Origin of the sequence: Enterococcus durans, from assembly GCF_002277935.1 — a bacterium.
GTDB lineage: Bacteria > Bacillota > Bacilli > Lactobacillales > Enterococcaceae > Enterococcus_B > Enterococcus_B durans.
On record NZ_CP022930.1, the window covers coordinates 2463427 to 2484436 of the forward strand.

General features: G+C 37.0%; 19 protein-coding genes. 8 read left to right on the forward strand and 11 right to left on the reverse strand.

Annotated elements, in window-relative coordinates:
- Positions 1 to 15: 15 nt before the first annotated feature.
- Positions 16 to 1443 (forward strand): helix-turn-helix domain-containing protein, encoded by a 1428-nt coding sequence (locus CJZ72_RS11730; protein ID WP_095443860.1) that lies wholly within the window; start codon positions 16 to 18, stop codon positions 1441 to 1443.
- Positions 1444 to 1593: 150 nt separating this feature from the next.
- On the opposite strand, the gene CJZ72_RS11735 is transcribed toward CJZ72_RS11730, so the two are convergent.
- The 3 genes from CJZ72_RS11735 to CJZ72_RS11745 are packed head-to-tail and all read right to left on the reverse strand — an operon-like array spanning position 1594 to position 3974.
- Positions 1594 to 2190: a TetR family transcriptional regulator gene (locus CJZ72_RS11735; protein WP_005877714.1), complete on the reverse strand. Its 597-nt coding sequence runs from the start codon at positions 2188 to 2190 to the stop codon at positions 1594 to 1596.
- Positions 2191 to 2206: 16 nt separating this feature from the next.
- Positions 2207 to 2896, reverse strand: a complete 690-nt coding sequence (locus CJZ72_RS11740; RefSeq protein WP_081133576.1) for an ABC transporter ATP-binding protein — start codon at positions 2894 to 2896, stop codon at positions 2207 to 2209.
- A gap of 4 nt (positions 2897 to 2900) precedes the next feature.
- Positions 2901 to 3974 carry an ABC transporter permease gene (locus CJZ72_RS11745; protein ID WP_095443861.1) on the reverse strand — a complete coding sequence of 358 codons (1074 nt, stop codon included), beginning with the start codon at positions 3972 to 3974 and terminating at the stop codon, positions 2901 to 2903.
- Positions 3975 to 4271: 297 nt separating this feature from the next.
- Between CJZ72_RS11745 and CJZ72_RS11750 the strand changes: the two genes are divergently transcribed.
- From CJZ72_RS11750 to CJZ72_RS11760, 3 genes are all read left to right on the forward strand, one after another.
- Positions 4272 to 4946, forward strand: a complete 675-nt coding sequence (locus CJZ72_RS11750; protein WP_081133578.1) for a response regulator transcription factor — start codon at positions 4272 to 4274, stop codon at positions 4944 to 4946.
- A 4-nt stretch (positions 4947 to 4950) separates the two neighbouring features.
- Positions 4951 to 6273, forward strand: coding sequence for a sensor histidine kinase (locus CJZ72_RS11755; RefSeq protein WP_095443862.1), 1323 nt, complete (start codon positions 4951 to 4953; stop codon positions 6271 to 6273).
- A 224-nt stretch (positions 6274 to 6497) separates the two neighbouring features.
- The gene (locus CJZ72_RS11760; protein ID WP_081133580.1) at positions 6498 to 7541 is read left to right on the forward strand and encodes a tyrosine-type recombinase/integrase; all 1044 of its coding nucleotides are present in this window, start codon (positions 6498 to 6500) and stop codon (positions 7539 to 7541) included.
- A 56-nt stretch (positions 7542 to 7597) separates the two neighbouring features.
- Here CJZ72_RS11760 and CJZ72_RS11765 read toward each other — a convergent pair whose 3' ends face one another.
- Together CJZ72_RS11765 and CJZ72_RS14945 are read right to left on the reverse strand one after the other, a co-directional pair.
- Entirely contained in the window at positions 7598 to 7918 is a 321-nt protein-coding gene (locus tag CJZ72_RS11765) for an arsenic metallochaperone ArsD family protein (protein ID WP_081133581.1), read from the reverse strand.
- A gap of 48 nt (positions 7919 to 7966) precedes the next feature.
- The gene (locus CJZ72_RS14945) at positions 7967 to 8089 is read right to left on the reverse strand and encodes a hypothetical protein (RefSeq protein ID WP_260453077.1); all 123 of its coding nucleotides are present in this window, start codon (positions 8087 to 8089) and stop codon (positions 7967 to 7969) included.
- 491 nt (positions 8090 to 8580) lie between these two features.
- Here CJZ72_RS14945 and CJZ72_RS11775 point away from each other — a divergent pair, with 491 nt between their 5' ends.
- A complete protein-coding gene (locus CJZ72_RS11775) occupies positions 8581 to 10104 on the forward strand; it encodes an AMP-binding protein (RefSeq protein ID WP_081133583.1) in 1524 nt (507 codons plus the stop codon).
- 129 nt (positions 10105 to 10233) lie between these two features.
- On the opposite strand, the gene CJZ72_RS11780 is transcribed toward CJZ72_RS11775, so the two are convergent.
- The 3 genes from CJZ72_RS11780 to CJZ72_RS11790 all read right to left on the reverse strand — a co-directional run bounded on the left by CJZ72_RS11780 (position 10234) and on the right by CJZ72_RS11790 (position 15563).
- The gene (locus tag CJZ72_RS11780) at positions 10234 to 11838 is read right to left on the reverse strand and encodes a hypothetical protein (RefSeq protein ID WP_227260484.1); all 1605 of its coding nucleotides are present in this window, start codon (positions 11836 to 11838) and stop codon (positions 10234 to 10236) included.
- Between the two features lie 154 nt (positions 11839 to 11992).
- Positions 11993 to 13318, reverse strand: a complete 1326-nt coding sequence (locus tag CJZ72_RS11785; protein ID WP_227260482.1) for a hypothetical protein — start codon at positions 13316 to 13318, stop codon at positions 11993 to 11995.
- A gap of 496 nt (positions 13319 to 13814) precedes the next feature.
- Complete coding sequence (locus CJZ72_RS11790) at positions 13815 to 15563, reverse strand: hypothetical protein (protein ID WP_232509742.1); 1749 nt, start codon at positions 15561 to 15563, stop codon at positions 13815 to 13817.
- Positions 15564 to 16009: 446 nt separating this feature from the next.
- On the opposite strand from CJZ72_RS11790, the gene CJZ72_RS11795 reads away from it, so the two are divergent.
- Genes CJZ72_RS11795 through CJZ72_RS11805 form a run of 3 tightly spaced genes read left to right on the forward strand, consistent with a single transcriptional unit; the run spans position 16010 to position 17884 of the window.
- Positions 16010 to 16822, forward strand: coding sequence for a hydroxymethylpyrimidine/phosphomethylpyrimidine kinase (locus CJZ72_RS11795; protein WP_081133585.1), 813 nt, complete (start codon positions 16010 to 16012; stop codon positions 16820 to 16822).
- The gene (locus tag CJZ72_RS11800; protein WP_095444049.1) at positions 16812 to 17303 is read left to right on the forward strand and encodes an ECF transporter S component; all 492 of its coding nucleotides are present in this window, start codon (positions 16812 to 16814) and stop codon (positions 17301 to 17303) included. The genes CJZ72_RS11795 and CJZ72_RS11800 overlap by 11 nt, the downstream gene beginning before the upstream one ends.
- A 32-nt stretch (positions 17304 to 17335) precedes the next feature.
- Positions 17336 to 17884 (forward strand): TIGR01440 family protein, encoded by a 549-nt coding sequence (locus CJZ72_RS11805; protein WP_081133586.1) that lies wholly within the window; start codon positions 17336 to 17338, stop codon positions 17882 to 17884.
- Between the two features lie 271 nt (positions 17885 to 18155).
- Here CJZ72_RS11805 and CJZ72_RS11810 read toward each other — a convergent pair whose 3' ends face one another.
- The 3 genes from CJZ72_RS11810 to CJZ72_RS11820 form a co-directional block, all read right to left on the reverse strand.
- Positions 18156 to 19556 carry a PTS transporter subunit EIIC gene (locus CJZ72_RS11810; RefSeq protein ID WP_095443865.1) on the reverse strand — a complete coding sequence of 467 codons (1401 nt, stop codon included), beginning with the start codon at positions 19554 to 19556 and terminating at the stop codon, positions 18156 to 18158.
- A 17-nt stretch (positions 19557 to 19573) separates the two neighbouring features.
- The gene (locus CJZ72_RS11815) at positions 19574 to 20056 is read right to left on the reverse strand and encodes a PTS sugar transporter subunit IIA (protein WP_081133588.1); all 483 of its coding nucleotides are present in this window, start codon (positions 20054 to 20056) and stop codon (positions 19574 to 19576) included.
- A gap of 163 nt (positions 20057 to 20219) precedes the next feature.
- Positions 20220 to 20855 carry a histidine phosphatase family protein gene (locus CJZ72_RS11820; RefSeq protein ID WP_095443866.1) on the reverse strand — a complete coding sequence of 212 codons (636 nt, stop codon included), beginning with the start codon at positions 20853 to 20855 and terminating at the stop codon, positions 20220 to 20222.
- Positions 20856 to 21010 lie beyond the last annotated feature (155 nt).

A 21010-nucleotide genomic window follows, 5' to 3' on the forward strand; every position in this document is an offset into this window, starting at 1 on the left:
TGAGGGAGAAAACTTATGATCAGGTTGTTGGAAGAAAACTATAGAAAAATGGAGCAAATCATCCGAGTGTTGTCCATTTCTGACCAGTGGATGACAAAAAAAGAACTTGCAAAAGAAATTGGAAGCTCTGAGTCAACATTTATTCGTTATATCGAAGAGATCAAAATTCGTTGGGGAACGAAAGTGACGATCGAAACATCAAGGAAATTAGGCTATCGGATCGAACATTTTAATGCAGCAATTTACCTAGATGTTTTGATGGATATGGCACAAAGCTCAACGAACAGCCAGTTGCTACATGAGATCATCATGAATCCTGGCCAAACGATCGAATACTATTGCGAGACCCTCTCAATCAGTCGCTCTTCGTTTACGCGCAAGCTAAAACGCTGTAATGAGATCTTAGAGTCTTATTTATTGAAAATCATTGTTGATCAAGGTTTTCAATTAACCAGTCAAAAAAGCGAGATCCAATTGAGAATATTTGTTACCTTTTTCTTTTTGAATTTTTATGGACGTCATGAACTTCCCTATACGATCGATAAAGCGGTGGTCAAAGACATCATGGAAAGAAATCACTGCCAAATAAGCTTATGCGGTCAAGGGAGTACGTATGAACAGTCTTTTTATATTATGTATTTCATGGTGCATCTAATGCGGGAAACACAAGGATTTTACTTGGATCATATGCCATCTAAGGATTTGCGAAACATGCATGAATTGAAGAATAAGGACTATCTACTTTTAAAAAAAGAATTAACTAATCTGAATTATGATAGTTATGAAAAAGTTATAGATTATTTTACTCGTTCTATTTTTCAACAGTTCTCTTTTTCAGAGCAAAAAGATATCAGAGATAAAATACAGAGAAATTTACAAATTTGTGTATTTTCAAAAACGGCTGAGTGGGATTCAGACAATCTGGATTTCATCGTTCACTTATTGACTAACATTTATTTTTTTTCTCGTCTGTTTCCTTTTGACACGACACATCTGACGTATCGTGCCACTTTTTTTGCGGAACAAATACGAGTTAGACACACGCCACTTTATGCACGCTTACGAGCAGAATTACAGTTTTTTTCTACCTTGTTGGATACCGATTTCTTGAATTATTTATCGAGTTATGTTTTTTGGATGTTAGTCATTAATCCAGATGCGAATCAGTCATTAGTCACGAAGCGGATATTGGTCGTTAGTGACCTAGGCATCCAACATAGTCGTTATGTTGAGTCTTACGTCAGCGATGTCTTGGCTGTACATCGCGTGCGCTCGATCACAGATGCGATCACAGATGAACAATTAAAGTCATTTGATCTGACAAACTATGATCTAGTCGTGTCGAACCAGCCCATTACCAATACGCAAATACCAAGTTTATTGATTGATGATAGTATTTCATTCAGTGATGAAGATGATTTGATCAATCTATTTGGATTATGACATTCTTTCATATTTTTCAATCTTCAGATTATTTCCTAACGTAGAACACTAGTAGCAATAAACAAATTATTTTTCACAAAAAAGGCGGAAGATTTTGAGAACAACGCAAACTGTTTTCAGAATCTTCCGTCTTACTTTTATTGTATTAAGTTATTTAATTCCTGATTCTAGCCACTTTCTTTTGAAACGGAATTCTTGGATCAATTGGTCTTTGCTCCACCGATTTGCGATAAAATCAGTTAGCGTATCCATTGTTAGGTCCATCGTGAAGTAAAGAAAACTCAAGGCCTCATCTTTGGAGTCAATTGCAAAGTGATTGGCAGCCAATAAGCTGTACCATTCCTTCAACATGGATGAATCATCCGGGATATCCCTTCTTCGGTGGTTATTTAAATCGGTGCTTTCGGTCAATAATTTGATTGTTTGCCAGTAATTGCTCCCAGGCTTCAATGTAGCACACCACCCAAGATAATTTTCGATCCCAAGAAAAAAATCTTGGCTATCTTTCTCGATATACTGTAGGATATCTCGGTGGATCTGTGCGGAAAAATAGGAGATAGTAAAACGATAGGCATCTTCTAGGTCTTCGAAATACTTATAAAATGCCCCTCTAGACATTCCTATTCCTGAAACGATAGCAGAGACTTTGACTTGACTGATATGCTGTTCTGAAAAGTTCTTTAGTAAGACGTTGATGATCGCTTGTCGCTTTTCTTCAGCCAAGTTTAGAAAGGTTTCTTTAGGCATCAGCTAACTCCTTTCGTTATTTTATGTCCGCCATGTCTTCTTCCACCAAGTAGCCATCTTTCATGCGATACACACGGTCGCTCCATTTGATCATTCGCGCATCATGTGTGACCATAACAGTGGCCTTTTGTTTTTCATGCGCTTCTTTCACCAATAATTTCACCACTTCATATGCATGGTCAGTATCAAGGCTTGCAGTTGGTTCATCTGCTAAGATCAGGCTAGGATCATTGAACAGTGCCCTAGCAATTGCTACACGTTGTCTTTCTCCACCAGATAAGTCTTTTGGATAGCTGTCTTTCAATTCATAGATATCCAGCGATTTCAGCAACTCATCGATCGTTGTTTCTGCTTTCTTTTGATGGCTGACCTTATCTACTAGATAAAACTGTTCTTTGACTTTTAAAAAGGGAATCAGATTGGAACTTTGAAGGATGAACCCAATTTCTTTAAAACGGAGATCCGCCCGTTTCTTCTCTGATAGATTCAAAAACGATTGCCCGTTAATCGTGATCTCTCCTGATGTTGGATTCTGCAATCCACCCGAAATCGTCAAGAAGGTACTTTTCCCTGATCCAGAAGGTCCGATGATGCTGACAAATTCTCCTTGCTTCACTGTAAAGTTGATGTCTTTCAAGGCGGTTACTTCTGTGTGCCCTTTGCCAAATTTTTTGACAATATTTTTCATCGTTAAAATATCTTTCATCTTCTTATCCTCCTATTGCCGTGATTGGATCAACTTTTGCAATGGTCCGAACGGAAAATACGCCGCCGAGCATAGCAACTACGATCAAAACGCCACTATATAGTAGCCATTGATTCCAGAAGATCGCAAATGGCATCGCACTTGGCAAGATCAAACTAGTAAGATAAGCAAATGCTACTGCTAAGACCACACCGATGACCCCTACAATAAATGATTGAGCAATCAATGATTTTGCAATAAAAGCATTGCGGATGCCTTGTGCCTTCATCACGCCAAAAATTGCTGTCTTTTGTAAAGTGATCACGTACATAAAGATCCCTACAACTGCCGCAACGACTAAGAATAGGAAATAAACCATTGCGTTAAGTGTCATATTCTGTGCAGAGTACCCAGGTAAACTGTCAATAAATTCTGGGATCGCTAATTTTTGGAGCGTTTTAGACGCAGCATCCTGATTGATCGTAGCCTTTTCTTTTGTCACGATGGCATTGATTGGTGCCTGACTTTCAGAAGCAAATGGCTGATCACCAAATTTCAGGTGGGTCCAAGTGGCTAAATTTGTATAAATCACTGGAGAAACAGTATAGTACGTTTCTGGGAAAATCCCAACGATCGTTAATTCCTGATCATAACTGCCAATCTTCAATTTATCTCCAACCTTATACGTATCTTCCGCCAGATTTTGAGAAATAATGATTTCATTTTCTTTGGTAAACATCTGACCTTTTGTTATTTTGGGAAGTAAAAATGCATCATTCGTCGTTCCGAAAACAGCGACATTTTCTTTGTTTTTCCCTTTCACTGCCCCACTATATAAGCCAATCGGTGCTTTTTCTTTTGCATCGACGTGGTCAAGATCCCCTCTGGTCAATTGTGAAGCGGCAAATACTTGATTGGCATCTTCTGATAAGACGATTTCTTGGGCTCCCCAATCATCGATGGCTTTTTTGAATTCTTCGGCAAGTCCACTCGCCAGTCCTGACAGCATGAAAACGACGTACGCGATCAAAAACATAATGCCGATGATCAGACCATAGCGTAATTTCGCATACCGCATTTCTTTCATTGCTAAAAACATCTTTCTTCCTCCTCTAACCAATTTCTTCCAAGTGACAAATTGTCACTACAGATGAAAGTATATCCCTCGAGTGACATTTTGTCACTTGATATATTCTGAAAAAAATAAATTTTTTAGTTTTTCTCTTTTTTGAAGCCTTTCTTCCACATTTTCTGACTTCCTCCTCTTAGTCAAATAGAGTAAGATCAGAACGAATAGAAGGTATTTTATCGAATATTTATAGAAATAACGGGCTTTAAGTTTTTTTTATGGTATCCATGATAAACTTGAGAAGACCAACTATAATGAGGTGAACGAATGATAAAATTACTAATAGTCGAAGATGATCGTGTATTATCTGACAACATCAAAGAAATTCTTTCAGGCATTGGCGATATCACACAAGTATATGATGGCAGTGAGGGACTTTATGAATTAGAAAGTGGCGTCTATGATCTAGCTATCCTTGATTTGATGATGCCTGAAATGGATGGTTATGAAGTAGTAGCACTTGCCAGAAAGGCAAAAATAAAGACCCCAGTTTTGATTTTGACTGCTAAAGATGGCTTAGACGATAAGATCCAAGGTTTTGAACGCGGCGCAGACGATTATTTGACTAAACCTTTTTACCGTGAAGAGTTGCTCATGCGGACCAAAGCTCTACTAAAACGGTCGTTAGGCCTCTTCGACGAAAATACGTTTGAATACAAAGGAATGATTTGTGATCTACACAAAAATACTGTTACTTTTGCTGAAACGGTTTTGCCGATCCAAGGAAAAGAATTTGAACTACTTGTTTACTTTTTACAAAACCAGCGAATCATTCTTACCAAAGAACAGATCTTTGACCGAATCTGGGGATTTGATTCGGATACGACGATCACTGTCGTCGAGGTCTACATGAGTAATTTACGTAAACATCTGCGTCAGACAGGACTCGACAAAGAAATCAGAACATTACGGAATGTCGGTTATATCATGCAAGGAGAGTGATTTGATGAACGGGAGTATCTCTCGAAAACAGCGTAGGCGCTTTTTTTTAGCCAACGTCACAGCTTTTGCCCTGATTTTCTTTTTATTAGGTTTGATCACGCTCCAAGTCTTGAACCAATCCGCTTATCGAGAAACGGATCTTTCACTGGAAAAAATAGAGCCCGACTCTCGAATGGTCCAGCTTGAAATTGCCCGTTATCAACAAGGCAATCCTTTTTTGAATGTCTCCCCTCCTGGACAGGAAAATTCGTCGCAGCAATTAGGACCTATAGGGGATCGTTTCAACACACAGATCGTTCTCTGGTCTGCTTCTGGTGACATCCTAAATAAAGATGCTATAGGGGGACGATTCAACCAGCTGGAAGAATTGAAGCTCGACACGAAAAATCTCGGTACGATCCAGTCCATCGAACTAAAATCAGAAGGTTCGGAAGCACCGTTATCTTTTCGTTCAGTGACCCAAAAAGCGAGTTCAGATCAAGGAGAAGTAGCCTATATCCAAGTGCTCTCCAATACGAATCAGATCAAGAATTCACTCGCTAATTTTCGAACGATCATGATTGCTTGCATGGTGTTTTTTTGGCTGATCTCGATCGCTATCAGTTATTACTTATCAAATTTAAGTATGCGCCCTATCTTGGCATCATGGCGCCGTCAAAAAGAATTCGTAGAAAATGCTTCCCACGAATTAAGAACACCTTTGACGATCATTCAAAATAGTTTAGAACATCTTTTTACGAAGCCAGATCACACGATCCTAGATGAATCGGAAAGTATTGCGCAAGCACTTGCTGAAACACGGCGACTTACAGGACTAACCTCTGATCTATTGACGATTGCACGAAATGACTCAGATGAACGAACGATTGACAAAACGGTGATCCAGTCGACAACATTTTTAACCGAACTAGTCAAACCATTTGCAGAAATGGCAAAAATCGATGAAAAAAGTTTCACCTGTGAGTTAGGTAAAGATGCAAACGTGCAAGTGGATGCTAAAAAGATCCATCAGGTACTAGTGATCCTTTTAGACAATGCGCTAAAATATACACAAGCTGGCGATCAGATCATCCTTACTTCCAGTACGACACACAAAGACTGGACGATCCATGTGATCAATACTGGTCCTTCTATCAGCAATCAAGAGAAACAACGGATCTTTGAACGTTTCTACCGAGAAGATCACTCGCGGTCTAAAGGAACTGGTGGATACGGACTGGGCCTTGCTATTGCTAAACAGATCGTTGAACAACACCAAGGTGAACTGACAGTAGCAGATCATCAGCCGCGTGGAGTCGATTTTAAAGTTCAGATTCCCATCAAATAACCCGATTTCTATTCGTACAGAGCCAACGAGCGGTGGACAAAAGTGTTTCTTACTTTTGTCCACCGCTCGTTTTTTTTGAAATTTCCGAAAAACCTGAATTTTTATTTATTTTTTGGCAGAATTGAGATTTAAACTAGTAAGCTTACAAATGACTTAAGTCTTTTATAACTGGGGAAAAAAGTAAAAATAAGGTACAATATTACTAAAGAAACGGAGGTGTTTTCATGGATCAGAAAACAAGAAAAAATATTCAAGAAAAGCTAAAAAAACGTACGATGCAGCTGCCTCCTATCTTCCAGGAATTTTTAAAGGAAAATCAAAAGACGTTGTCATTGAGCAGCCGTTATGAATACGCAAAAGACTTCCATTTATTTTCAGATTACTTAAGAGATACCTATGCAGAAGATGTGACCGATCAGCTGATCATTCATTTAGAAAAAAGGGACTATTTGAATTTCTTACAGAAAGTCTATCGCCATACTCGTTCTTTTCAAACAACCGCTGAACAAGAAACGAATCAGCAATTCAAAAACGGTTATTATGGATTATCTAGAAAACAATATTCTTTGAATCATTTTCTTCGTTATCTTTACCAAACAGGCCGATTAAAAAAAGAGATCTCACTTTTGGGTGAAACCTTGCCTGAAACGACATCAGCCGCACCGCGATATGTGGATGCTTCATTACTTGAGAACTTCGATACCTTATTTATTCCTAAAAAGGGGTTTAAAACAACAAGAGAAGCGAGTTTTGAAGAAAAAAATCGTCCAAGGAATCTAGCGATTTTAGCTGTTCTCTTTTATTGCGGACTAAAAATCCACGAAATTGTCGAATTAAAAAGAAAAAACATCGAATTGAATAAACAAATGATCTACATCGATCGAAAGGTAAATCGGCTAGACAAAGCAGTTATTCCCAATGAAGCCCTACCTTACCTCACCCATTATCTTGAACTTACTGAAAAAGATACAACAGCCGAATCATTTGTCTTTCGTTCCTCTCATGATCAGCAGATCTCTCCACGAACGATACGACAAATCTTAAGTAAAGTTACAATAGCCAACAACCTATCGCCTGAGTTATGCAGAAAAACCTTTGGCTATTACGTTGGGCTTTATTTGGATGATTTAGATACTGTCAATTATTTATATGGAAATCGTTACCTTGATCCTCATTCCTTTGAAGAGATCAGTGAAAAAATGCGGGAGTTTTCGTATAGAGAATTTGCGAAAGAAGCACGGAGGAACAATCACTCCCTAATGATATAGATATATGTTCGATCAAAAATTCGTCACCGCATGAGTAGTTGGCGAATTTTTGATCGTTATTCTTTCTGAACACTTATCCCGATATCAGTGATTTTTTCTAATTCTTCGACGGTCAAATAAGCCCCAGTTTTTATAATTTCATCATCAATGACCACAATCGGTAAACTTTCCAGATCTTTTGTTTCCAACAAAGAAAGAATTTTAGGATTACTAATAAAAGGCAAGATAGAGTCATTTAAAAAATATAGATTCGTTTCTATCTGTTTACTTTTTGTCCGATTATAAAATTCCTTTAACATCGTATCCTCGTGTAATGATTGAAAAACAAAAAGATTTTCATCATTGTTTCTATTTAAAGCATAGTAAGAAATAATCATTTTGTCTATCCTCCTGCCGTATAAGAAACTGTTCCTACATAAAATATGTCATAAACTTGCATAGCTAATTTCACACTGTAATACTGCCTCTTTCCAGTTGAAGTACATTCCCCCACCTGTTGTCTTTGATACCTCACCTGATTGTTCGACAACTGCGCTAGCTTTAACCATATTTCCAGAAATCCCAATGCCAATAAGAGAAACTACCAAAATAAAAATAGACTAAAAAATTTTTCATCGCTTTTCCCTCTTGCTTTTTTTAAAGAAAGCGCCCTTTCAATTTTACTATATATCTTATTCTAAAAATGTATACTGTTATCTCGAGAACAAACGCTATTTTTAGTTCGATTTTTGATCCTTCTTAGGCTTGTATTTTGCTACATATATTTTGATTCTCCCTCCTTTAATAACTCCCCTAAGATACTCTCGCAATCTCGCCAATTGCAATAAACATCTTGAACATTTTAAGCTTTGCACACTCTGAAAATTTATTATAGTACATATGTACAGGATTAAACTTATGACAAAAAATTCACAAAGTTATCTATTTTTTGTTTGGTATTTATGCTAAGATTGTAGCTGTATTTGGAAAGTAAGTGATTATTTTCACATAATAAATCTGCTTTCCATCTTGTATACTAAAGAAAAATGGAGTGTGACCTATGGAAACTGTTGCTTATTCACCACTAAATCTTTTTTCAAATTTTCAAGACGCAGCAAATCAAACACCAGATGCTGCAATCATCTTTGATCAGCCCCTTTCCGCTTTTCCCGAACTTGGTTTTAAAAGCACTTACAGCGACACCTGTGCTCGCGTATTGACTCGTGCATATCAATTGGCTTCTCTTGGAGTTGGTCTTGGGGATAAGATCATGATCTATAAAAGTTCTGCTTTCGACACTTATTTACTTGCTGTTGCTTCTGCTTATTTAGGTGCGATACCTGTAATGACTTCGTACCATTTACCAACGGCGACAATGGAAGTCTTTGTTGATCGTTTAGAAGATCCTTTTATCTTATTCGATGAAGAAACAGCCGGACGTGTCGCGGGTATCACGAATGGAACAAAAGCAAAGAAAATCTCTGTTACTCAATTACTGGAACAATCTGCTGAGCCAGTAGAACAAAAACAATTACCTGATGACGAGATTTCTTACATGACCCATACTTCAGGAACTACGGGTATTCCTAAATTGATCTGCCATTCAGCTAATTCAATGGGCTGGCGAACAACATGGCAAAAAACAGTCTTCACTAAAATTGCAGAAAAAAAATTAGTGGCTTTTCATATCTCCCCTGTTCATTCTCGTTTCAATATCGGGATTTCTTCTTTGATGGCTATGGGCTTCCCAATGATGCCTTTGGCGAATCCTCAAGGTGAACATGTGGTATCGATGTTACAAAAATATCCACCGATTGCTTTAGAAACGCATCCAAACAATTTTGTTCAATGGAGTTTTACCGCAAAAGAACATCCTGAAGCATTTGCTGGTATAAGATACTACCACTCTACTTTTGATGCAATCAATAATCAAACGATGGAATCATTCCTGAATACTTCTGATACGAAGGATGCTCTATTCTTACAAGTCTATGGCCAAAGCGAATGTGGACCGATGATCCTTAAAGCGCATACACTTGAAAGCTTACAGACAAGTAACGCCAGAGATATGGGTGTGGGGTTAGGAGAGTTGACAAAAGCGCGTATCACAGATGAAAGTGGCGAAGTTGTCCCTGTAAATACGGATGGACATATCCAGCTTTTATCTAAAGGCCGGGCGTTGACCTACTATAAAGAAGACCAACGTTTCCAAGAAAATGTTTATGGCGCTTGGTGGGATAGCGGAGATTATGGCAGTATGGATGAAAATGGCCATTTATACTTAAAAGACCGGCAAGTCGATTTGATCGATACGATCAATAGCAATCTAGCCATTGAAGATTTTTTACTTGATTCCCTAGACTTTCTAGCAGAAGTTGTGATCGTACGGGATAAGGAAAATGCACCACAACCTATCATCGCTTTAGCACCAAAACAAGCAATGGATTGGGATCGTTGGTGGAATCAAGTACATGAGTTGCCACGTTTAAATAAACCAATCATCATGGACTATGACGAAATTCCTCGGACAGCGACAATGAAAGTCCAACGGTTGCAAATCGAAAAAGACTTGAAAGCACAATAAAAGAAACAAAGATCAAAAAAGAAGTTATACCAGAAGTGATCCGCTTCTAGGTATAACTTCTTTTCTTGTTGGTACATATAGTTTGTTACTATTGAAAAACTCACATATGGGTAATATCCTCTTCTGGCTCTACTCTTTTTTTCCTGAGTCTTGCTTTTCGATCGGCCTTCTATCCCTATGTTCTGCCTCTATTAGTATGGCTCTTAAGGGTCTTCTATCAGTAGTTGGGTATTTCCATTCTGAAAGGATATAATTTAAATTGTTATAGGTATGTAGATCTTCTTCATCTGAGCGAATGGCTATCATTTGTTTTCCTTTTTTTGTTAACGGGCTGGTTGTTCCACAGAGGGCTTTCAGTTTCTTTTCCGCTTGCATCTTTTTATAATTGTATTCTATGTCCCCATTACCATAAGAAAAAATTTCTAACGCTGTTTCAAGTTCCTTTTTTTCACGATAAAGCATGACTGCCTCGCCCTTATATTGCTTGATTTGCCACATTTTTTGCTCTAGTGAGTCTTTATTTTTTTCTAGGATGTCATCCAAGAATGGCTTGAGGCCCAAATAGGGATGTTTTTTTACTTGCTGAATCAAGTCGTCAAAACCTTGAAAATTCTTCTTGAATTTTGAATAGGCTACTGGCTTTAATTCTTGTTTAAGTTCAGCTATTTGTGATTTTATTTGTTTCTCGTTCTTTTGAAGCTGCTTGAGTGTAGAGTCTCTTAACTCTGTGTATCCCCTTCTTTCGTTTAGCAGCAGCCGAAGTAGATCATCCATATAGCGCATATCATTAAAATAAAGCTGGTGATGAGTATTAGGTCTCCTGAACCACTTCCATCTGGTGGAATCTTTATCGTAAGTTGGATGGTACTTCATATTGTCATTAAAATAGTTGATGATGTGCTTCTGGATTTTTGATCGCACTTCTGGAACTGACAGTAGTTCCTTATCGATGTTCAAACAGTCATCATAAAGATTTTGATAGGTACGAGCCAACAGAGCAAAGTCTTTTTCGAGTGGAACAAGTTTAGGATTTTCATTGTTGATACATGCAACCAATAGATTCTCTTGAAGTGTTTCATCGGTTATTTTTGTGAATTTGTGGTTTTTTATATATCTAGAGTAAGTGTCTATTTCTTTTTTATAATGTTTGTCTTGGTAATGCACCCAAGTGTCATTTCTAGGGATCAATGTCACCGGTTTTGGTTCAATACCACTATTTCTAACCGAATGATCTTCTTTAGATTTGTTGGCGGTTGAGCTCAATTTTGTTCGTCCAGTCTTAGTAAATGGGCGACTGGTTCCGCAGAGTGCTCTTAGCTCCTCTTCTTTTTTCTGCTTTTCTCCGATAATCTCCTTCACTTCGACAGATTTTTTTACGTATTTTTCTTTAAAAGGATAACCTGAGAATTTAGCTTCGATTGCTATCAGCTCCGAATAGACCTTTCTGATTTTTTTCAACTCATCATCCATACGGTTTATTTCGTTTGGGATATCCTGTCTATCTATACCCGCTATATATGAATCAAGTTGAATGTCCGACTTTGTTTGAAGTTTTTCTACTAGTGCTGTCAGTTCTTCTGTTGATGATCGGGCTTTCAGCTTTCGATAAGCCTTTCGTGTGAGCTGTAGTTTTATTTCTTGCGTTTTTTCTTTGAGATTTTGATACTCTCTTTCCAGGACTTTTAGTGTAGTATACCGCAATAAGCTATCATTAGAATATGGGATAGATGCCATAAGGAAATCCCTCCTTTTTGATTTGATTTGTTGAGGATTATGATCTCAGCGCTTTTTTCTGTTTTTCGAAATGATTCTTCTCTTTTTCATCCAGTTAATCGAGACTAGTCCGAGATTTCTACACTGCAATAGCATGTTTTAAATATTAGACATATCATATATGGGTAATCATCATTTCTGGTTCTGTCCTTCTTCTACATACATCCTTACTCTCAGAAACGTTTTTTCGCTTCTCTTTCGCTTGGTCCATCCTATCTTTGAGGAGCTTCGTATTAGTAGCGGATAAATTTGGCTCTGAAAAGACATGAGGTGATTTGTTCTGTTCCTCTTTTGAGCGGAAGTACATCATTTGTTTTCCTTTGTCTGTAAATGGGCTGATTGTTCCACAAAGAGCTTTCAATTTCTTTTCCACTTGCTTCTTTTCAGTTTTTATGATGTTGTATTCTTCAGAGCCTTTGTCATAAGAAAAAGTTTCTAGCATTATTTCGAGTTCCTTTTTTTTACGGTAGAGCATCACTGTCTCATCCCTGTATGTATTGATTTGTCCTATTTTTGGTTCTAGTGAGTCTTTATTTTTTTCTAGGATATCATTTGAGAATTTTTTGAGCCCTTGATATGGATGTTTGTCTACTTGTTTGATCAAGTCACCAAATCCTTGGAAATTTTCTTTGAATTTTGAATAGGCTGTTGGTGTAAGTTGTTGTTCAAGTTCATTTGTCTGAGCATTTATTTGTTTCTCGTATTCTTTAAGAAAATTGAGTGCGGTGTTTCTCACATTTTTATACTCGGTTCTCTCATCTTTCACAAATTTACGTAGCTTATTGATATAATAATCGTCATCGTAAAAACGAAAGATTAGGATAGAGGAATGCATTTTTTTGATCCACTCCCACCTTTTTTCAGTTTGGGGATATTCTGTCAGTTGCTCATTAAAATAGTTGATGATATGGCTTTGGATTTTAGAACGTATCTCTGGAGTCGACACAAAATCCTTATCGATTTTTATGCAGAGATTATAGAGTTTTTGATAGGTTCGAGCCATCAAAGAAAATTCTTTTTCGAGTGGAATAAGTTTAGGATTTTTATTGTTGATACATGCAACTAATACTGTGTCCTGAAGTGAAGCATCGGTTATTTTTGTAAATTTATGTTTAATTACATATTTAGTGTAAGAGAACATTTCTTTGTCATAATCTTTACCCTGATGTTTCGCCCATATGTCTTCTCTAGGGATCAATGTCAAAGCAATACCAAAATCTATACCTATAAATGAAACGTCTCGTTTAGGAGTTTTAGTGGCTAAGTTCAACCTTGTTCGTCCAGTTTTAGTAAATGGGCGACTGGTTCCGCAGAGTGTCCTTAGCTCATCTTCTTTTTTCTGCTTATCCCAGATTATTTTCTTCACTTCGATGGATTTTTTTCCGTATTTTTCTTTAAAAGGGTAATCTGAAAAATTAGTTTCAAGTGCTTTCAGTTCCAAATACGCCTTTCTGATTTTTTTCAGTTCTTCATCCATACGATTTATTTCGTTTGGGATATCCTGTCTATTTATATTCTTGATATATCTTTTAAGTTGTGTGCCTGATCTTGTTTGAAGATTTTCTGATAGGTTGGACAGCTCTTGTTTTACTGATCGATTTTTCAGCGTTCGATAGGCCGTTCGCGTGAGCAATGGTTTTATTTCTAACGCTTTTTCTTTAAAACTTTGATAATCGCTTTCAATCTCTTTAAGTACAGCGTAACGTAATAAGTTCTTATCAGAATATGTTACATATGTCATAAGTAAATTCCTTCTTCTTTTGTTAAATCAAGTATTACCCGCACTAGTTTTTATATAGCGGAGCACTATTCTGCTATTTGACCTCTTCTCTTTGAATAAGCACATATTGTTACATACAGTACTCTTCTTCGCCCAGTTAGTTGAGACTAGTCAGAGGTTTCTACACTCCAATAGCATGTTTTAACTACTAGACATATCATATATGGGTAATCATCGTTTCTGGTTCTGTCCTTCTTCTGCCTATATCATTACTCTTAGAAACATTTTTTCGCTTCTCTTTCGCTTGGTCCATCCTATCTTTGAGGAGCTTCGTATTAGTAGCGGATAAATTTGGCTCTGAAAAGACATGAGGTGATTTGTTCTGTTCCTCTTTTGAGCGGAAGTACATCATTTGTTTTCCTTTGTCTGTAAATGGGCTGATTGTTCCACAGAGAGTTTTCAGTCTCATTTCTACTTGCGTCTTTTCAGTTTTCACCAGATTGTATTCATCAGAGCTTTTGTTATAAGGAAAAGTGTTTAGTGTTTTTTCAAGTTCCTTTTTTTCACGATAGAGCCTAATTGCCTCGTCCCTATAGTTATTGATCTGTGCTATTTTTGGCACTAATGCATCTTTGTTTTTTTCTAGTATATCGTTCAAGAATGGTTTGAGATCTAAATAAGGATGTTTTTTTACTTGACCAATCAAGTCGCTAAAACCTTGGAAATTCTCCTTGAATTTTGAATAGGCTGCTGGCGTCAACTGCTGTTTAAGTTCATTTGTTTCTATTTTTAGTTGCTGTTCATATTTTTTAAGAAAATTAAGTGTAGAGTCTCGTAATTCTGTATATTCAGTTCTTTCGGTTAGTAGAAAATTATGTAATTCATTAATATAGCTTCTATCGTTAAATTGAAGTCGATAATCATAAGTATAAACTGTAGCACACTCCCACGTATTTAAATCTTCGTCAAGCCGAATTTTGCGAGAATAACCAACGGGCACTTTAACCCGCGCCCATATAATTCCATATTCATCGTTATAGGGCGAATATCGAGCAAGAGTTTCAGTAAAATAGTCGATGATATGTTTCTGGATCTTAGATTGCACCTCTGGAACTGACATGAGCTTCTTATCGCTATTCAAACAGTTATCATAAAGATTTTGATAGGAACGAGCGATTACCGAATATTCATCTTCAAATGGAATAAGTTTAGGATTCTCATTATTGATACACATGACTAATGGATTCTTTTGAAGTGCTTCATCTGTCATTTTTGTAAATTTGCGTTCATTCACATAGTTAGTGTAAGTGTACGTTTCCTTCTTATAGCGATTATTCTGCTTTTTCGCCCATAATCCTTTTTTAGGGACTAACACAAAATCCTTTTGTTCTGCCTCACTTTTATCTAGTTCATTCGCTTGATATAAATTAGAGGGAACGTTCAATTGTTCCTTTCCTTTTTTAGTAAAAGGGTGACTGGTTCCACAAAGTTCTCTGAGTTTGTCTTCTTTTGCTTGCTTCTCCCAGATGAGCTGCTTGACTTCGGTGGATTTTTTTCCATATTTTTCTTTAAAAGGATACTCTGAAAGTTGCTTCTCAATTTTTTTCTTTTCTATATACACTTTTTTTATTTCTGCCAGCTGTTTGTCTATATTCTCTAGTTTGCTTTGGTTATCCTCTGCATTTTTCTTTTTTAGGTTCTTCAAGTAATTTTGGAGGTGCTTTTTATTTCTCTGTTGCATCTCCCAGATACTTTCGGTTTCACTATCTTCTTGCATAGCTTCCAATTGACTTACTAAGTCGCTTTCACCATATATTTCTTCTTGCATAGTTTCCAAGTTGCTTTCAGGTCCGACATATATCTCTTCTCGTATAGCTTCCAGTTGAGTTTTCAATCTTTCTTTCCCCGACCAAGTTTTAAGGTTTCGATAGACTTCTCGTGTAACCTGTGATTTTAACTCTTCCATTTTTTTTTTGGAAAATTCATAGTTTTTTGTACTAGCGATCATCGCATTGTAATATACTACATTCTTCTCATGATTTTTATAAAGTACCATAAATAAATCCCTCGCTTTTTATTTATTTTGTTAAGTAGCACAATTCTTTATACTGTATCAGCCAAAAAGTGAGTCTATTTATTCATAAAATTCTTTTTCTCATTTTTGAAATCAGCATATTTTGTTACACACAGTATAGTAGACATTTGAAATAGAACTGAAACTTTTTTCTTTTATTTTTGGAATAATTATTTTCTTCTTTCAATAGTTAGTATGAGGTTGAGGTATGAAGCAAAATCTTTACTTCGTACGGAAACCATGTATCTAAAATTGGCTGACTTGAATATCCTCCAATTGGCTGTTTTCTTCTGCTTTCAATTTAGGTATACTGACCCTTGTGAAGTGGAGGGAAACGAATGAAAAAGATATTGACGATTGGCGGATCGGATCCCTTTGCGGGTGGCGGAATCCAATCTGATCTAAAAACGTTTGAGAACTATCATCAGTTTGGAATGAGCGCACTTACTTGCGTAGGGATGTTAAATAACGAAGGTGATTTTATTTTGCAAAATGTTTCGCCTGAATGGTTGGAGCAACAACTTGTTTCAATTGATCAGATGGTCAACCTAGATGGAATAAAGATCGGCCTCCTAAATTCTATGGCAGCAATCGATGTTGTGACAGAATTTGTAAAGAGACAGACAGATATCCCTATCGTTCTTGATCCGGTTTTGGCTTTCAAGGAAACAGACGATCTAGCTCAAGATACGTATAGTAAACATTTAGTTGATCACTTATTCCCGTTGGCGGATGTTGTTACACCAAATTTAAAAGAGGCTGCCTTGCTTACCGGTAAAAACGATTCATTCCAACTAGAGGAAATACGAAAAATGGCCAAAGAAATATATTCATTTGGCAGTCGATCGGTGATAGTCAAAGGAGGCGCTGGTTTATTTGGTGAAGATGCAGTTGATGTATTATATAGTGAAGCGGGATTCGAAAGCTTCCACTTGAAAAAAAGATCTTCAGTAACTGTTAACGGTGCTGGTTGTACTTTCTCTTCTGCTATAACAGCTAATCTTGTGAATGGTACTTCCCTTTCTAAGTCAGTCGCTAATAGTAAAAAATACGTGTACCAATGCATTATAAACGGCGTCATGATGAAAGATGGCACAGGAAGTGTCTGGTCAGGTGGCGAAATAAAGGAGGATGATTGGATTGACTACTAAACACATAACAATTTATGCTTTGATGATTGCTTTAACTGTGGCACTTTCACTGACAGTATTGATTCCAGTACCAGCAACAAACGGATTTGTTACTCTTTGTGAAGCGGGAATCTATACGACTGCTTCCCTATTCGGTCCGCTCGGCGGTCTGACTGTGGGTGCAGCCAGTGGACTCTTGATCGACTTGATCTCAGGTTATCCTCAGTGGGCTATTTTTTCTTTTTTGATCCATGGTCTTCAAGGCTTGATAAGTGGCTATTTTGCTAAAAAATCAACAACAAGCTGGATCATTGGCTTAGTCTTGGGTACATTCGTCATGGTCGTTGGCTATTTGTTCGCTGGGTGGTTTTTGTATGGATGGCCTTCTGGCGTAGCTTCTATCCCAGGAAACATGATTCAAAACATTGTAGGAATTGGCTTAGCAATCCCATTGACTTCAGCGATCCAACGTCTGCAATTAAATAAAAAAATCAGCAAATAAAAATGGTTGTATATAAAAAAGGAATGGTAATTATGGAACTGACAGAAACTCAGTTAAAAAAACAATTAACAGAAATGGTCAACGATGTTCTGACCGAAGCACATTTAAAAGCCGGTGATCTTTTCGTATTAGGTTGCAGCACGAGTGAGGTTGTTGGTGGTCATATCGGTAAAAATTCAAGCGCTGAAGTTGGACAATGGATCATCCAGACACTCAAAGAAATACTTGATCCTTTGAATATTTCACTAGCTGTCCAAGGGTGCGAACATTTGAATCGAGCATTAGTTGTTGAACGAGCAGTGGCCGGAAACAAACAATTTGAGATCGTGTCTGTCAAACCAGCTCTGCATGCAGGTGGCGCCTGCTCTGTCGCAGCATTTGAACAGTTTTCAGATCCTGTGGAAGTTGAACATGTTGTTGCTCAAGCTGGTATTGATATTGGCGATACGGCCATCGGGATGCATGTCAAACATGTTCAAGTACCTGTTCGCCCTAGAAACAACACGCTTGGTGCTGCTCATGTAACAGCATTGCGCTCACGTCCAAAATTTATTGGCGGTCCTCGTGCCGTTTATGAATAAAAAGCTTAAACTTAGTAAGAGCTGTTCAAGTATACAGGTATAGAAAAGAAAAAACGATATAAAAATGAAAGTATGAAAAGAAAGCGAGACAAAAGTCGTTTAAGTTTGAGAAATTAGAGAGAAAAGAGGCTGGGATTAAAGTAAGAAACACTTATCTCCCAGCCTCTTTTTTTGAAATTTACAAAAGACCTGACTTTTGGACGGTGTTTATTCGGAATTAGCCTCTGTAACAGACTTGATTTTTAAATTTTTCCCACATTCTTTCAGCTTATTACAATCTTGTTTTATAAATATCGTCATTTTTTTCGTTCCACCCAAACTTATATGTAAATATAAACGCTAAAATAAACGTCACGCACGAACCAATGATGGTAGCAAGAAATCCTTTGTCGATCCCCGCTTCAGGACTAATCAGAGATGGGACTCCTAATATACCTGTCGCAAGGCTATATAGTTTTCCACCAAATAGTGATGTAATCAATCCGCCTATAGCTGCGCTGATGCTGCCAATTATAAATGGCCTTTTTGCTGGGATATTAATCCCAAATAAAGCAGGTTCAGTAATCCCAAATAGTCCTGAGATACCAGCTCCCATTGTTACAGATTTAATATTTTTAATTTTTGTTTTTTTGGCGATTGCAAAAACTGCTCCAGTTTGGCCCATGGCTGCAACAAAGAAAACAATTGCTCCAAAATAACTGAAGCCGTTAGTAGCAAACTCCGTAGCAAAGATAGAGATGAATGCTTTGCTGATTCCCATAAATACTAATAGTTGCCATAATCCTCCTACGAGAGTCCTTGTCAAAATTGGACTGATTTTATATAAAACGTTAATCACATAAGTCACACTATCCATCGCATAAGTCAAAATTGGCCCTAAAACTAATAAAGTTAATGGTACAATAATGATGATTGTACACATTGGGACAAAAATCATTTTCAATATATCTGGAATAATCTTTCGTAATCGTTTCTCAATTAACGATGCTACCCATGCAGCAACGATAATTGGAAAAACACTGCTGCTATAATCTCTAAGAAGCAAAGGTAATTGAGCAAAAGTCATTGTGCTCTTTCCTGTAACCGCTGACAAAATATCTGGATATAAAACAGTTGCCGCAATTGCCATAGAAATGAATGGTTTCCCGCCAAATTTATTGGCAGCCGTATACGCTAAGAAGAATGGCAGAAAGTAAAATATCCCTTTGCCCATCGCATTAATAACTAAGTAAGTACCGCTAGTTGTATCAACTACATCGAGAAAGGTTAAGAGAGCTAAAATACCCTGTAACGTACCACATCCACCAAGTACACCAATAATTGGAATAAAAATTGCTGAAGCAATATCTGAGATAGTATCGATAATTCCCATTCTCTTATCAGGTGCTCCATCATCTAACTGCTCATCAACAGATCCCTGTGTTTTTCCCTCTAACAATTTTTCAGCTTCTTGATAATACTCGGTAACTTTATTTCCTATAATTACCTGTAATTCTCCGCCGCGATCATATAGACCCATCACAGCTTGAAGAGCGTGCAACTCTTTATCGTTAACCTTCGTGCGATCCAATAATTTGAAGCGAAGTCTTGTGAAACAATGACTGACAGAATGGATATTATCTTGTGAGCCCACAAATTCAATAATTTTTTCAACCGATTCTCGTTTGTTCATTCTGATTTCTCCTTCTATTAATGACTTAGTTCTCCTAGTTTATCTCTAGCTATTACATTCTTGTTTTCTAAGTTCTCAAATTCCTTTACGCTCGGACGATTTGTATAAACCACGATAATTGTTGCAAGTTTCTCTAACTCTTTCAACATTTTCAAATTAATAGTGGCGATTTTCGTTTTTGGGGTAACTTTTTCTCCAATTTTTACAAATATTTCAAAGGGTATTCCTGCTAATTCAACGGCATCAATCCCAATATGCACAAGAATTTCATCTTTTGCTTTTGTTTGAATCCCAATTGCATGTTTTGTTGGAAATATCGTCGTGATCGTTCCATAAACAGGCGAATAAACTATTTCTTGATTTGGTTCGACTCCATAACCATCTCCCAACAATCGGTTAGAAAATACCGGGTCATCAATGTCACTGATTTTTATCAATTTACCTGTACTTGGTGCATAAAATGCACAGTCATTTGATTTTCCTTTAAAAAAGTTAAACATTTCTTTATCCTTTCTAGCTACTTGACACAAGAAATAATCGGCTACTACTTAACTATTTCTTCTTGAGTTACTATCAGTCCAATTTTTATTGACACCCCATCTAAATCTTTTTCAACGATTGAATCTAGCATATTGTCACCTCTTTAAATCACATGTTCATTTTCTATTGGTTAAAAGCTAGCAATCGTAGTTTTTTATCTTGATATTCTAGTATGGTCACACTTGAATTGGTAATTTCTTGGAAAACGTTTGTATCGGGACTAATTTTATTTACAATATGACGGATCGTATTTCCGTGTGTCACTATTAAGATATCTGTCATTTCATTTGCATTTTCAAGTATTTTTGCTATCCCTCGCTCAAGGCGCAGTTGAAATTCACCATAGGACTCTGCATCATTATACGGGTCTAATTCTTTCATCGTATCAGAAATTTGTTGTAGAGAGAGTTGTTGAAATACATCCTTCTCCAGTATTCCGTGCTTTTCTGCTATTTTTGGGTAAACATTCCAACCATAATCAGCTTCAAATGATCCAAAAAAAGTTTCTCTAAATTCCTTCATAGGTACAGTAGCACCTGAATTCACATATTTATTCTCTTCCAAAATCAAATGAGCGGTCTGAATCGTTCGTCCTAAATCGCTTGTATAGATTCCAGAGAATGGGATATTTCCAAGCCTTTTTCCTGTTTTTCGAGCAATGGCTTCACCTTCTTTTGTCAATGGTGAATCGGACCACCCTTGCATTTTTTTATACTTGTTTAAATAAGTTTCACCATGACGAACAAAATATAATTTCACTGCTTTCCCTCTTTTCCAGATATTTGAAATAGGAGGTTGGGACAGAAGTGTTTAACTCCGAGAAATAAGAAGAAATCAACGAAAATCGCTTTTCAAACTTTTGTGAATTTCGGCTTATTTAAGAAGGAGTTGCTTCTGCTCCCACCGTTTATTCG

Coding starts and splice junctions, on each gene's coding strand:
- CJZ72_RS11730 (WP_095443860.1), top strand. CDS start 16: ATGATCAGGTTGTTGGAAGAAAACTATAGAAAAATGGAGCAAATCATC.
- CJZ72_RS11735 (WP_005877714.1), bottom strand. CDS start 2,190: ATGCCTAAAGAAACCTTTCTAAACTTGGCTGAAGAAAAGCGACAAGCG.
- CJZ72_RS11740 (WP_081133576.1), bottom strand. CDS start 2,896: ATGAAAGATATTTTAACGATGAAAAATATTGTCAAAAAATTTGGCAAA.
- CJZ72_RS11745 (WP_095443861.1), bottom strand. CDS start 3,974: ATGTTTTTAGCAATGAAAGAAATGCGGTATGCGAAATTACGCTATGGT.
- CJZ72_RS11750 (WP_081133578.1), top strand. CDS start 4,272: ATGATAAAATTACTAATAGTCGAAGATGATCGTGTATTATCTGACAAC.
- CJZ72_RS11755 (WP_095443862.1), top strand. CDS start 4,951: ATGAACGGGAGTATCTCTCGAAAACAGCGTAGGCGCTTTTTTTTAGCC.
- CJZ72_RS11760 (WP_081133580.1), top strand. CDS start 6,498: ATGGATCAGAAAACAAGAAAAAATATTCAAGAAAAGCTAAAAAAACGT.
- CJZ72_RS11765 (WP_081133581.1), bottom strand. CDS start 7,918: ATGATTATTTCTTACTATGCTTTAAATAGAAACAATGATGAAAATCTT.
- CJZ72_RS14945 (WP_260453077.1), bottom strand. CDS start 8,089: ATGGTTAAAGCTAGCGCAGTTGTCGAACAATCAGGTGAGGTATCAAAG.
- CJZ72_RS11775 (WP_081133583.1), top strand. CDS start 8,581: ATGGAAACTGTTGCTTATTCACCACTAAATCTTTTTTCAAATTTTCAA.
- CJZ72_RS11780 (WP_227260484.1), bottom strand. CDS start 11,838: ATGGCATCTATCCCATATTCTAATGATAGCTTATTGCGGTATACTACA.
- CJZ72_RS11790 (WP_232509742.1), bottom strand. CDS start 15,563: ATGGAAGAGTTAAAATCACAGGTTACACGAGAAGTCTATCGAAACCTT.
- CJZ72_RS11795 (WP_081133585.1), top strand. CDS start 16,010: ATGAAAAAGATATTGACGATTGGCGGATCGGATCCCTTTGCGGGTGGC.
- CJZ72_RS11805 (WP_081133586.1), top strand. CDS start 17,336: ATGGAACTGACAGAAACTCAGTTAAAAAAACAATTAACAGAAATGGTC.
- CJZ72_RS11810 (WP_095443865.1), bottom strand. CDS start 19,556: ATGAACAAACGAGAATCGGTTGAAAAAATTATTGAATTTGTGGGCTCA.
- CJZ72_RS11815 (WP_081133588.1), bottom strand. CDS start 20,056: ATGTTTAACTTTTTTAAAGGAAAATCAAATGACTGTGCATTTTATGCA.